This is a genomic window from Flavobacterium degerlachei, assembly GCF_900106645.1.
In the GTDB taxonomy this organism is placed as follows: Bacteria; Bacteroidota; Bacteroidia; order Flavobacteriales; family Flavobacteriaceae; genus Flavobacterium; species Flavobacterium degerlachei.
In genome coordinates this window covers 25,672-39,322 of the sequence record NZ_FNMV01000011.1, presented here as the reverse complement: position 1 = coordinate 39,322, position 13,651 = coordinate 25,672, and the positions used below count along the sequence as shown (strand labels likewise).

Below are 13,651 nucleotides of genomic sequence, written 5' to 3'. Positions count from 1 at the left end.
TATTTATTTCTTTTTAAAGATTTTTTTAAAAAGTAAAACGATGCCCAAAGCGATAATACCGCCAATTAAGCCGAGTATGAACTCTTTTATAATATCAGGGAAACCATTTAAAAAATGATGTAATGGTTCAATATCATGTGCAAATATTCCACCAGCTACTAATAATAATGCTATTGTGCCTACAAAAGCTAATGTTTTGATGACTTGTGGTAAAGCTTTAATTAGTATGCCTCCTGTAAATTGCGCAATGGTGTTTTTTCTTGTTTTTAAAGCTAGTCCGAAATCGTCCATTCGTACTATCAGTGCAACAATTCCGTAAACACCTACGGTTGCTAGAATTGCAATAAAAGTGACTACAATTATCTGGTTTAGTATAGGTTGGCCTAAAACGGTTCCTAACGCAATGATTACGATTTCAATAGATAATATGAAGTCAGTTACAATAGCTGATTTTATTTTGCCGTTTTCAAGAAGTAAAATCTCCTCTTCCGTTAGAGGTTTAGAGTCAATTTTACTTTCTGTATGATGATGAGGCACAAAGTATTCGTATATTTTTTCTGCACCTTCATAGGCTAGATAAATAGCTCCTAGCACTAATATTACAGTAATTATCCAAGGCACAAAAGCGCTCAATAGAAAAGCTAATGGAAGAATAATTAATTTATTTAATAATGAGCCTTTAGTAATTGCCCACAATACTGGAATTTCTCTTGAAGAAACAAAGCCAGAAGCTTTCTCGGCATTAACCGCTAAATCATCCCCTAATATTCCCGCTGTTTTTTTTGTGGCAATTTTACTCATAACAGCAACATCGTCCATAAGTACTGCAATATCATCTAAAAGGGCAAAAAATCCTGAAGCCATATATTTAATTCTTTTTTGTTTGTAATTTCTTAAAGTAGAATGTTCTTCTTAAATGTTTTATTCGAATGTTCTCTTAATTAGGTCAAAGTTATTTAATAAAAAACGCAAATGTCTTCCAGTTCTTTTCGTTGAATATCGGGAACCCAACATTCATCTGCAGGATAACCCACGGGAATCAAAAGAAAAGGCTTTTCGTTTTCAGGACGATTTAAGATTTTGCTTATAAAATTCATTGGACTTGGAGTATGTGTTAGTGAAACTAAACCCGCATCATGTATTGCAGCCAATAAAAAACCACAAGCGAGACCCACACTTTCCTGAACGTAATAATTATTTTTCTTTTTTCCGTCTGCGCCAAATTCATATATGCGCCTGAAAACGATTATCAGGTAAGGAGCAGTTTCTAAAAAGGGTTTGTGCCAATCAGTTCCCAAAGGTTTTAAATCTTCCAGCCAATCGCTCGACATACGGGATTCGTAACTTTCCAGTTCCTCTTCTTCGGCAGCGATGCGTATTTGTTTTTTGACTTCGGGATTAGATACTACACAAAAGATCCAGGGTTGTTTGTGCGCGCCAGAAGGGGCTGTGGAAGCTGTTTTTATTAAGTTTTCGATTACTTCACGCGGAACTTGCTTGTCAGAGAATTCCCGAACAGAGCGTCGGTTGTCCATAAAATCATAAAAGGATTTAGAACGTTTTAACATTTCTTCATCAGTCAGTATAGGTTTGCTGTAAGCGATATATGGATGTTCTTCGATGTATTTTTTATCTGGCATTTTTAATAAATTTTGGACTATTCGTAGATCCAAATATAATTAAATTTATCCGTGTTAGTGGTAACTTTTATTCTTCAAATGATAAGATACTGTTATGCAGTTAGTCATCTGTTGTTCTGGAGTTTCTATTAGATTAGTCCTCGTTGCGGTATGGTATATTTGAAATAACTAGGTAATAGCAATTGCCATTTAGCAAATGGTATAGTGCAAAAAAAAAAATCCAGGGATCTGGATTTTTATGGTTTACTTAAAAGTATAATCAGTATGTTGGCTCTTAAGTGACCAAATGTCTTTTGTACCAGTTAATAGCTAAATCTGCGACTTCTAATAACTTTCCTGGCTCCTCAAAAAGATGCGTGGCTCCTGGTACAATTTTCATTTCTTTTTCGCAATGTAATTCGTCAAAGGCTGTTTTGTTCATCTCAATTACAGGGACATCCATTCCGCCAACCAGCAGTAAAGTGGGTGCGGTTACTTGATGCAGAGCACTTAAAGCTAAATCAGGTCTACCTCCACGGGATACCACCGCTTTTATAGTGTCACCAAAATAGGCTGCAGCTCGCAATGCTGAAGCCGCACCTGTACTTGCTCCAAAATATCCAATGGGTAATCCCTTAACTTCATCGTATTCGATAAGCCATTCGGTGGTTTCTATCAATCGGCTGACAAGTAAATCAATGTTGAATCTGTTTTCGTAAACCTGATCCTCTTTCTCCGTAAGAAGGTCGAATAATAAGGTTCCAATGTTTTGCTTCTGGATAAGTTCGGCAACCATTCTATTTCTGGTACTGAATCTGCTGCTACCGCTTCCATGAGAAAAGACAACAATCCCTGTTGCGTTTTTAGGAATTACTAAATCTCCCTTCAGGATGACGGAAGTCAAGGGGATATCGATGTCAAATTTCTTCATCTTGCAAAGTTTTATATAATGATACTTAGTCGTATTTTTATTCGATTGCGTTGGAAGCGCTCAGCATACTAATCACTTCATCGTCTTCCACCTGATAAAACTTCTCATAGAAGCCACCCACTCCTCTAAAACTTTTTGAGGCTATCAGATATATAAATTCATCCGTATTCTGTTCGAATATTTTGACGGTGTCATACGGTAGAACGGGAACCGCAACTATGATTTTTGCTGGATTTTTTTTTCTCAACATCTCAATACTAACAAGTAGGGTGTTTCCAGTTGCAATTCCATCATCGACAATGATGACATTTTTGCCTTCAATCGCAATGGGGGCGCGATTGCCTTTATACAACTTGTATTTTTCTCGCAATAGTTCTCTAAGCCTGATAATTTCTTGTTCAATATATTCTTTTGAGATATCGGGGTGTTCGTCAATTATAGCGGAATCTAATGATACGGCGCCTATCGCAAACTCTTTATTGAAAGGATGTCCAATTTTTTTAGAGAGTACAATATCTAAAGGAAGATGTAGTCTTTTGGCAACTTCATAGCCAATGGGTACGCCTCCTCTGGGGATGGCAAGAACAATCGAATTACTATCCTGATATTTTTTTAATTTCTCAGAAAGTAATAAACCCGCCTCCATTCTATCTTTAAAAAGCTCGTCGTACATAACTATAATTTTTATTTAATAATAAGGGAACTGTTACAATAAAGATACTGATTTTTAGATAGTTATGATTGTTAATCTAAAATTTATTTAACTTTTAGATGCAATTTGTACTTTGTTTAACGTATTGTTTTTATGAAATTTTCAGCAAATAGAAACTATTCTTACAAAAATATTTTAGCTGCTCTTATATTTTTTAAAAAACCAAACTTTTAATAGATCTGCAGTAATGATATAGATTGCTACGATTATTAACATTATTGAAAAATTCAGCAATGGGAGAGGAGTTAATCCAATTTCAGCTGCAAGAGGAGTATAAGGTAAAGTGACAGTGATTAGTAAGCCTAAAATACTGAGAATGAAAAGGTATTTTCCAGGTTTGCTTTTGAAGAAATTTTTATGGGTTCGAATGATAAACAGGATAAATAACTCTGTCAGTATGGATTCAATAAACCAAGCGGTTTGAAAAGCAGATTCTTTTACTTTTAGAAGATAATAAAGTACTAGAAAAGTAATTACATCAAAGATTGAGCTATGAAGCCCAAAGATAATCATGTAGTTTCTTATGAATTTAAGATTCCATTTGCCGGTTTTTTTTAATTGTTCAGCATCGACATTATCAGATGCTATTGTGAGGTAGGGGAAATCAGTGATAAAATTGGTCAACAATATTTGTTTGGGTAACATAGGTAAGAATGGCAATAATAGCGATGCGATTGCTACGCTAAACATATTTCCAAAAGTAGAACCAGTATTGATAAAAATATATTTTAAAGTGTTAGCAAATGTTTTTCGGCCTTCCTTAATACCGTCTATAATCACACTTAAATCTTTTTCCATCAGGACAAAGTCGGCTGCTTCACGAGCTACGTCAACTGCGTTTTCGACAGAAATACCCACATCGGCAGCATTAATTGCCGAAACATCATTTATTCCATCTCCCATATAAGCGACGGTATATGTTTTTCGTAAAGCTAGAATAATTCGTTCTTTTTGTTGTGGTTCTACTTCGGCAAAAACGTGTATTTTTTTTACTAATTGTTTTAAGGCTTCGGGACTTATTTTATAGAGTTCTTGGCCTGTGGTGATAAAAGGATTTTTAATGCCAATTTTTAAAGCCGTTGATTTTGCTACATTTTTATTATCGCCAGAAATTATTTTTAGATTAACCTGTAGTTTTTTTTATTTTTCTATGGCTTCTACTATACCAGTTTTAATAGGATCTTCAAGTAAAATGAAGCCTGCAAAAATCATCGTGTTTTCATCTTCTTTTGATATTGATCCCCCATTTGTGCTTTTATAACAGATACCAATTGCCCTTAATCCATCTATCCCATATTGTTCGTAATTCTTTTCAATTGCTGCACTATGTACTTCTAAGTTGGCAATCGAGCCATCATTTAAACGTACCGATGAACAGATAGAAATAATTTGGCTAAAAGCTCCTTTACTAATCAGTAAATTATCATTTTGGGTGTGAATTGAAATACTCAATCTTTTGCGGATGAAATCATAAGGAATTTCTCCTGTTTTTACGGCAGTGATTTTGGAATCAATTACTAGTTCTTTTAAGGCATCATCCATAGGATTTGAGTATCCTGTTTGAAAAGAAGCATTCCAAAATGCAATTTCTTTTACAAATTCACTGCAGCTTCCCAGCCCATCCATAGTCGCGATTACTTTTATAGTACCTTCAGTAATAGTTCCGGTTTTGTCAGTACATAGTAAATTTACTTCTCCTAAATTTTGAATAGAAGTAAGTTTTTTTACAATTACTTTTTTTGCTAGCATCCTTTTAGCGCCAGCACTCATAGCAATTGTAGTGATGGCGGGTAATAGTTCTGGAGCCATTCCTACAGCCAGAGCCAAAGCAAATAATGCGGACTCCATCACGTTTTTGTGATACAATAAATTAATAATCAATATAAAAAGTGATAACACCAAGGTAATTTTCATTAGAAAAAAACCAAAATCTTTTATTCCTTTTTCAAATTTGGTTTCAACAGTAGCATTTGCGTTTTTAGTAATAGTACTAAAAATAGTGTGAGCCCCCGTATTGATTACTATTGCTTTTGCCGTTCCACTTACTATACTAGTGCCTTGCCATAAGGAGTTTGTTCTTTTGGTTAATTCGGTATTTTCGTCTAGTATTCCTGCCTCTTTAGCTGCTGGATAGGATTCTCCTGTCAGGCTGGCTTCGTTGGCGTGTAATTCATTAGCCTCAATGATAAGGCAATCTGCAGGCAATAGATCTCCTGCTTTTAGAATGATTAAATCTCCTGCAACTACTTTTGATGCTATGATATTTGTTTCTTTCCCATCTCTGATAACGGTGCATTGCAAAGCGATGATAGACTGTAATTTATCAACAATTCGACCGGCATTTCGTTCTTGAAAAAAACTCAATAAACTTGTAGATATAACGATGAAAAGGATAATAAACACATCGGATGTGTCTCCTACAAAAGCAGATAATATGACTGCTCCAATTAGTAATAACATTAACGGACTTTTAAATTGTCCTACTAACAGTGTAAAATCTTTCCTAAAAACCGATTTCATTTTTACAATATGTTCTGCTTGAAGATAGGCTTGGTTTGCATTTATTTGTGATAATCCGTTGGCAGAGCTATTTAGTTTGCCAAGCCAATATTGATTATCATATTGCCAAAAAGTATCTGTTTCAGAAGCTTGCATAATCGGTGTTCTTATTTCTACATTGATTGTATATGAATGAAAGTGTGCTGTTGTATAAGAAGTTTTTACCAAATAAAATAAATTTCTTTTGAACGGGGATTTTTTAATGGCTTAATCACAGTGTTTTATCAAAGTTAGCGAAAAAAAAACGTTTTGTTTTTCAATATTTTGATACCACATCCTAGTTTTTTTTTACTTTTTTTTTGAACCAAATAAATAATATTAATGATATTATTAGATATAATTAATCAAAAAGCAAAAATGTAGTTTTTATTTTATATTAAAAATTATAATTTAAATAATTGATTAACAGTGATTTGTATTTAATTTTTTCTTAAATTTAATATAGAACTCAATAATAAATCAGATCATGGAAAAGCTTTACACTGATTTGCTGAAAACAATTTTCAAATTCAATTTGTTAGTTGTATTGATTGCATCCTATTCTGCAACAGCACAAAATTTTACTGATAGTAATCTACCTATCGTTATTATTACTACAGATAATGATCCAGGCACTAATTCGCCGCTTGAAATTTTGGATGACCCAAAAATTTTGGCAACTATGAAAATAATCAAGCGACCTGATGGCACTAGAAATTACCTTTCAGATCAAAATACGGCAAGTTTTTTAAATTATAGTGGTAGAATTGGTATCGAAATTAGGGGTTCTTCCACTCAAACACTTCCAAAAAAGCAATATGGTTTAACCACATTGAAGGCAGATAATACATCAAATAATAACGTAAGTATTTTTGGAATGCCAAGTGAGAATGACTGGATTTTAAATGGATTAGGTTTTGATCCTTCTTTGGTCAGGGATTATTTAGCCTACTATATGTCAAGACAATTAGGGAACTATGCCGTTAAAACAGAATTTTGTGAAGTAGTGATCAATGGCGATTACAAGGGCTTGTATGTTTTTCAGGAAAAAATAAAAGCTGATAAAGAGAGGGTCAATGTTTTAAAGATTGAAGCAACGGATAATGCATTGCCCAATATTACTGGCGGATATATTACAAAAGCAGATAAAACGACCGGTGGTGATCCAGTAGCTTTCTGGATGGACGAAACTAAATTTGTACATGATTTACCTAAGCCTGAAAATGCGACACCAGAACAAACCCAGTATATCAAAGCGGAGTTTAATAGGATGGAAGACCAAGCCTACAACAATGATTTAGTTGATGGGTACAGAACCATTATAGATGTACCTTCCTTTATTGATTTTATGTTAGTGAATGAGTTAAGCTCTAATGCCGACGTGTATCAGTCCAGCACCTTTTTTCATAAAGACCGCGGAGGTAAATTGCGAGCAGGACCTGTTTGGGATTTTAATTTTAGTTTTGGAAGTACTTTCGATCCAGACAGTGTAGTAGATCAATGGCAATTTAATAACGGGAATAGAATTGGACCGCCGTTTTGGAGTTATTTATTTGACAACAGTGATTTTAAATGTAAGCTTTCTAAACGATGGAATGAAGTAATCGCGCCTGGCCAGCCGTTGAACAAAGAGCTGTTGATTGCTTATATAGATAAAACTTTAAGTTATATTAGTGAAGCTATACCTCGCGAGAATAAACGATGGGAAACGCTTGCTGATCATACCGCCGATGTAGATAGGATTAAAACCTTTATTGCTGAAAGATCTACCTGGATATCAAATAACATAGGCTCTTATGCAGATTGTGCTACGGTTTCATTACCGCCTTTGGTAATTACAAAAATTAATTATAATCCCGCAACGTCAGGCAGTTTCCCTGAGAGTGATGATTTAGAATTTATTGCACTTGAAAATATAGGTGATGTCCCTTTAGATTTGTCTGGAGTTTACTTTAGCCAATTAGGACTGAGCTATCAATTCGCTTCTAACTCAACCATTGGAGCAAATGAAACGATCTTTTTGGCCAGTAATAGCAGTACTTTTCAAAGTAAATACGGAGTAGTGCCTTTTGGTCAGTTTGTTAGAAATTTATCCAATAAATCTCAAAAGATTGTTCTTGCTGATGCCGATGGAAATATAATAGATACCGTGGAGTACTTTGATTCTGCCCCATGGCCAACAGCCGCTGATGGAGGTGGGAGTTACCTCGAATTAATAAGCACCTCTTTGGATAATAATTTAGCTTCAAGTTGGGTGGCTACTACCAGCAATGTGCTCTCAGCTAAGTCCTTTTCAGCACCGTCTTTCTTTAGAATTTATCCCAATCCTATTGCTGATATTATGAGGATTCAGAGTGTTAAGCCCATGAGCAGTATTCAGATATTTAATATATTAGGTGCTTTAGTTCAGGAGATTAAAGTAAACTCTGAAACGATAACAATCGATTTGAGTTCCTATACTAAGGGTATTTATTTTGTTAGAATTTATAATGACGACGCAATAAGCAGCCAAAAAATCATGAAAAAATAACTCTAACTTGCGTGAGTAGTCATTATTGAGAGGCGATAGGTGAAATTTTAAATTTTCACCTATCGCTTCTTTTATGTTTATAGTTTTATAAAATGTATTGTATATCAAATAGTTGTGGAGGTTTTTAGTTGTTTTTTTACAAAACTATTCAATTGTAAAACAGTTTTAGCTTAAAGTGAGTTTCAATTAGCTACAGCTACATTAAGGGTTGAATAATTGTGAATTAACAAAGTAAAAAGAGACTATTCTTTCCGCTTTTTATGTAATTTTACTTTTTTATAAGAATCAATAAATGGCAATATTAAGACGAATAAATCAAAAGGCAAAAGCAGACGAAAATACGGGGTTTGGTACAAATGCAAATAGTTACGGCGGGCGCTTTATTAATAAAAATGGTACAGCTAACATTGAAAAACGGGGGATACATGTTTTGCAACGGATTAGTTGGTACCATACGATGATTGACATGCCAGCTTGGAGATTTATGCTTATTATTTTGTCTTTTTATTTGGGAATTAACTTTGTGTTTGCGAGCGTTTATTATGGAATCGGAATAGAGCATCTTGATGGAATAGCGGGTTCTGATAGTGAGTGGGTCAAATTTGGTCAGGCGTACTTTTTTAGCGCTCAAACATTTACCACTGTTGGTTACGGGCATATCAGTCCCACGGGTTTTTTGACTAGCGCACTCTCAGCAGTTGAGGCTTTGATGGGTTTGTTGAGTTTTGCTATTGCAACGGGTTTGTTCTTCGGGAGGTTTAGCAGACCAAAAGCTTTTTTGAAATTTTCTCATAATGCAGTCATTGCGCCTTATGGTGAAATCAGCGGTCTAATGATTCGATTAACGCCGTTTAAAAACACTAATTTTACAGATGCCGAAGCTAAGATTACTCTTGGAATGAGTATTGAAGAGAATGGTAAATTAGTTAATAAATTTTATGCATTGGATTTAGAATTAGAGAAAATAAACGCACTTTCCTTAAGTTGGACTCTTGTTCATCCTATTACCGAAGACAGCCCCTTATTTCAATTCAGTGAAGATGATTTTGCCAATAACAACGGCGAAATAGTCGTTTTTGTCAAAACCTTTGACGATATGTTCAGTAATACCGTAGCAATTCGTACTTCCTATACTTTTGATGAGGTAATTTATGGAGCTAAGTTTGAGCCCATGTATACCAGAAGTATGGACAATTCAAAAACTATTTTGTATTTGGATAAATTGAATTCCTACGATAAGGTGAATCTAAATTAGTGCCCTATTGTTGAGTTTTCTGCACCTTGCATAATGAAGTCTGAAGCACTTTATTCCTATTTGCATTGTCCTTATTATACCGTACTATAGTGGGACTATTTTTATTTTAAATAGCTCTAATAGCAATCATACTTAATTATTTGAGATTTATTAATAAATTTATTTTACATTTGTTTAATAAATTATTATAAACGATGAACAATGTAAAAAGTGTTTTTAGCATAAAAGATCTTGAAAATCTTTCAGGCATAAAGGCTCATACCATACGAATTTGGGAGAAAAGATACAATGTGCTGCAACCCATGCGTACAGATACCAATATAAGATTGTATGATTTAGCTAGTTTGCAAAAACTGTTAAACATCACTTTACTGCATGATTATGGGTACAAAATTTCCAAAATAGCATCCTATTCTGAAAATGAAATACCTTCGCTTGTTAGAGAGATAATATCTTCTAAAAATGCCAAAAGTCACGCTATTAGTGCTTTTAAAATGGCGATGATGAATTATGATGAGGAGTTGTTTCTCAATACTTACAATTGGTTAATTGCAGAGAAGTCTTTCAAGGAGGTTTTTCACGAAGTTTTCATACCTTTATTAGAGGAGTTGGGATTGTTGTGGCAGACGGATACAATTACACCTGCACACGAACATTTCATTAGTTACTTGATTAAACAAAAGCTGTTGACTAATACGGAAAAACTTCAGGGTTTTAAACGTACAAAAGTGGATACCGTTTTTGTGCTTTCTCTTCCCATGAATGAAATACATGAGTTAGGTTTGATGTATTTGAACTATGAGATTCTACTGCATGGATACAAGACAATTTACCTTGGGGAAAGTATGCCAATTGATAATTTGAAAGATTTAAAAAAGCATTTTCACTCTATAGTATTTGTATCATATCTGACAGTTCAGCCAGAGAAAGATGCCGTAAACGAATACGTTCAGCAAATGGAAGAGGAGCTGCTTGACGAAAATACGGAATTGTGGTATTTAGGAAGACTGGCTGAATTTATTGAAAAGGAAGGGAAGTCAGATAAAATCGCTGTTTTTGGTTCGATTAGTGAATTAATAGAAAAATTATAGTTTTTGTTTAAACATTTCTTATATTTGCTAAACAAATGAAAAAGAAAATTACAATTATAGGCTCAGGGTTTTCAGCATTGTCTGCTTCTTGCTATTTAGCTAAAAGTGGCCATGAGGTAACCGTTTATGAGAAGAACGCATCGATAGGAGGAAGAGCCCGACAATTTAAAAAGGACGGATTTACATTTGATATGGGACCAAGTTGGTACTGGATGCCTGATGTTTTTGATCGTTTTTTTGCTGATTTCGGAAAGAAAACTTCTGATTATTATGAGCTCATTAAGCTATCACCAGCTTATAGAGTTTATTTTGGAGAAAATGAATTTATTACCATCGCAGATAATTTGGCAGAAATTGAAGCTACTTTTGAAGCCATAGAGAATGGAAGCGGTGCTGTTCTGAATAAATTCATTACGGAAGCCAAAAGCAATTATGATATTGCCATCAAGGATTTAGTTTACCGTCCAGGAGTTTCGCCATTAGAACTGGTGACTGTAGAAACGACAAAAAAAATCGGAGAATTTTTTAGCAATATAAGTCGGGATGTTCGTAAGAAATTTAAAAACGAGAGACTAATTCAAATTTTGGAATTTCCTGTTTTATTTCTGGGAGCAAAACCATCAGATACGCCATCATTTTATAGTTTTATGAATTATGCCGATTTTGGTTTAGGAACTTGGCATCCTAAAACGGGAATGTTTGATGTAGTTCGTGCGATGGAAAGTCTAGCGAGAGAGCTGGGTGTTGTTTTTCATACTGATGCTAATATTGATAAGATAATTGTCGAAAATAAATCAGCCAAGGCAGTAGTAGTTAATGGTGAAACGATATTCTCGGACATAGTTTTGAGTGGTGCTGATTACCATCATACAGAAACCTTATTAGACAAGGAATATCGAGCTTATTCAGAAGAATATTGGGATAGCCGCGTATTTGCTCCTTCATCTCTATTGTTTTATGTTGGTTTTGACAAGAAAATAGAAAACATATCACATCATGCTTTATTTTTTGATGTTGATTTTTATCAGCATGCAAAGGATATTTATGATGCACCGCAGTGGCCAAAGGAACCTTTGTTTTATGCCAATTTCCCATCAATTACTGATAAAACAGCTGCTCCAGAAGGAATGGAGTCTGGTTTTTTTCTTATTCCACTAGCTCCTGGGATCCATGATACTGAGGAGTTAAGAGAAGAATATTTTAATAAAATAATCGATCGTTTTGAGGTTTTAACGCAACAAAGTATAAAAAATAATATTATCTTTAAAAAGTCGTTTTGTAAAAATGACTTTGTAGAAGAATATAATTCTTACAAAGGGAATGCTTATGGAATGGCAAACACTTTAATGCAAACTGCTTTTTTAAGACCAAAACTAAAAAGCAAAAAGGTCAATAATTTGTATTTCACAGGGCAGTTGACAGTGCCAGGACCGGGTGTGCCTCCAGCATTAATATCAGGAAAATTAGTATCAGGTTTAGTAAACAAGCAATTTTTAGAACAATAATTATGAAGCAATTATTTGACGATGTATCTTTTAAATGCAGTAGAATAGTAACAAAAAACTATAGTACTTCATTCTCATTGGCAGTCTATATGCTTTCGCCAAGTATAAGAGATGCGATTTATAGCGTCTATGGATTTGTGCGTTTTGCAGATGAAATTGTGGATTCATTTCATGGTTACGACAAAGAGGATTTGATTAACGACTTCGAAAAGGAGTATTACAAGGGAATGGAAAGAGGCATTAGTTTGAATCCTATTCTGAACTCTTTCCAGCAAACGGTCAAGCAATATAATATTACTGATGATATGATTCAATCTTTTTTGAAAAGTATGAAATTAGATTTAATCAAATCAGATTACGATAGTAAAGCAGAGTACGACGACTATATTTATGGCTCAGCTGATGTCGTAGGTTTAATGTGTCTTAAGGTTTTTGTGAATGGAGATGAAAAAAAATACAATGAGCTAAAAGACGAGGCGATGCGTTTGGGATCAGCCTTTCAAAAAGTTAATTTCTTGCGTGATCTTAAGGATGATAATTTGATTTTAAACAGGAATTATTTTCCTGGAGTGGATTTAAACTCATTTGATGAAAAGGCCAAACAAGACATTATAAACGAAATCGAAGAGGATTTTAGAGTTGCCTATCAAGGTATTATGAAACTGCCTATCGTTGCTAAATTTGGTGTTTACACTGCCTTTGTATACTATAAAAAGCTGTTGAAAAAGTTAGAAAATACCCCTTGTCATGAGATTGGAAATGAAAGGATTCGGGTTTCTAACTATACTAAAGCAGGATTGCTAGCGCAATCTTTTGTAACCTACAAGTTGAGATTAGTATAAAAAATATGCTTATTTTTAAAATGAATATTTATAAATAAAAAACAATGATTTCCTTTTTAATATTTCTAGGCGTTTTTCTTTTTATGGAATGTGTTACTTGGCTGACTCATAAGTACGTAATGCACGGATTGATGTGGTATTTTCATGCTGATCATCACCAACCCAAATATGCTAATGTTTTTGAACGAAACGATATTTTTTTTGTGATTTTTGCCGTTCCCAGCATCGTACTTTTTTATTTTGGAGTGCAAGGTGGCGTAAACTATCTGTTTTTCATTGGACTCGGAATCACATTTTATGGATTTTGTTATTTCATGATACACGATGTCCTGATTCATCAGCGATTTAAGTGGTTCAAAAACACCAATAACAAGTACCTGATAGGATTGCGAAAAGCGCACAAAGTGCATCACAAGCATCTAGGAAAAGAGCACGGAGAGTGTTTTGGGATGTTGTTTGTACCTTTCAAATATTATAAAATGTAATAATTCCTTTTGGGCGTGACCCGCTAAAAAAAAGGCGGGTCGGGCTATTCGTTCCCGCTTTTTTATAACTGGTAAAAAATACCAGTTATAAAAAGAGCTCCACTATTATCCCTCACGCAATCCACGCTTCCTACAATTTTCTA

At 34.3% G+C, this 13,651-nt stretch carries 12 protein-coding genes; 6 read left to right on the top strand and 6 right to left on the bottom strand.

Annotated features, from left to right (window positions below; translation table 11 throughout):
* Positions 1-3: 3 nt before the first annotated feature.
* From BLV91_RS11870 to BLV91_RS17130, 6 genes are all read right to left on the bottom strand, one after another.
* The gene (locus tag BLV91_RS11870; protein ID WP_091433581.1) at positions 4-864 is read right to left on the bottom strand and encodes a DUF808 domain-containing protein; all 861 of its coding nucleotides are present in this window, start codon (positions 862-864) and stop codon (positions 4-6) included.
* Positions 865-956: 92 nt separating this feature from the next.
* Positions 957-1,640 carry a nitroreductase family protein gene (locus tag BLV91_RS11865; RefSeq protein ID WP_091433579.1) on the bottom strand — a complete coding sequence of 228 codons (684 nt, stop codon included), beginning with the start codon at positions 1,638-1,640 and terminating at the stop codon, positions 957-959.
* A 274-nt stretch (positions 1,641-1,914) separates the two neighbouring features.
* The gene (locus tag BLV91_RS11860; RefSeq protein ID WP_091433578.1) at positions 1,915-2,550 is read right to left on the bottom strand and encodes a dienelactone hydrolase family protein; all 636 of its coding nucleotides are present in this window, start codon (positions 2,548-2,550) and stop codon (positions 1,915-1,917) included.
* Between the two features lie 37 nt (positions 2,551-2,587).
* Entirely contained in the window at positions 2,588-3,223 is a 636-nt protein-coding gene (locus BLV91_RS11855; RefSeq protein ID WP_091433576.1) for a phosphoribosyltransferase, read from the bottom strand.
* A 174-nt stretch (positions 3,224-3,397) separates the two neighbouring features.
* Positions 3,398-4,282: an HAD-IC family P-type ATPase gene (locus BLV91_RS17135; protein WP_394331838.1), complete on the bottom strand. Its 885-nt coding sequence runs from the start codon at positions 4,280-4,282 to the stop codon at positions 3,398-3,400.
* A 120-nt stretch (positions 4,283-4,402) separates the two neighbouring features.
* Positions 4,403-5,989: an HAD-IC family P-type ATPase gene (locus tag BLV91_RS17130; RefSeq protein WP_217636967.1), complete on the bottom strand. Its 1,587-nt coding sequence runs from the start codon at positions 5,987-5,989 to the stop codon at positions 4,403-4,405.
* A gap of 298 nt (positions 5,990-6,287) precedes the next feature.
* On the opposite strand from BLV91_RS17130, the gene BLV91_RS11845 reads away from it, so the two are divergent.
* From BLV91_RS11845 to BLV91_RS11820, 6 genes are all read left to right on the top strand, one after another.
* The gene (locus BLV91_RS11845) at positions 6,288-8,330 is read left to right on the top strand and encodes a CotH kinase family protein (RefSeq protein WP_091433575.1); all 2,043 of its coding nucleotides are present in this window, start codon (positions 6,288-6,290) and stop codon (positions 8,328-8,330) included.
* A gap of 292 nt (positions 8,331-8,622) precedes the next feature.
* On the top strand, positions 8,623-9,585 hold the full coding sequence (locus BLV91_RS11840; protein ID WP_091433573.1) for an ion channel: 963 nt from the start codon (positions 8,623-8,625) through the stop codon (positions 9,583-9,585).
* A 194-nt stretch (positions 9,586-9,779) separates the two neighbouring features.
* The gene (locus tag BLV91_RS11835; RefSeq protein WP_091433571.1) at positions 9,780-10,676 is read left to right on the top strand and encodes a MerR family transcriptional regulator; all 897 of its coding nucleotides are present in this window, start codon (positions 9,780-9,782) and stop codon (positions 10,674-10,676) included.
* A gap of 35 nt (positions 10,677-10,711) precedes the next feature.
* Positions 10,712-12,181, top strand: coding sequence for a phytoene desaturase family protein (locus BLV91_RS11830; protein ID WP_091433569.1), 1,470 nt, complete (start codon positions 10,712-10,714; stop codon positions 12,179-12,181).
* A gap of 2 nt (positions 12,182-12,183) precedes the next feature.
* Complete coding sequence (locus BLV91_RS11825) at positions 12,184-13,023, top strand: phytoene/squalene synthase family protein (protein WP_091433567.1); 840 nt, start codon at positions 12,184-12,186, stop codon at positions 13,021-13,023.
* Between the two features lie 44 nt (positions 13,024-13,067).
* Entirely contained in the window at positions 13,068-13,508 is a 441-nt protein-coding gene (locus BLV91_RS11820) for a sterol desaturase family protein (protein WP_091433565.1), read from the top strand.
* Positions 13,509-13,651: the final 143 nt, after the last annotated feature.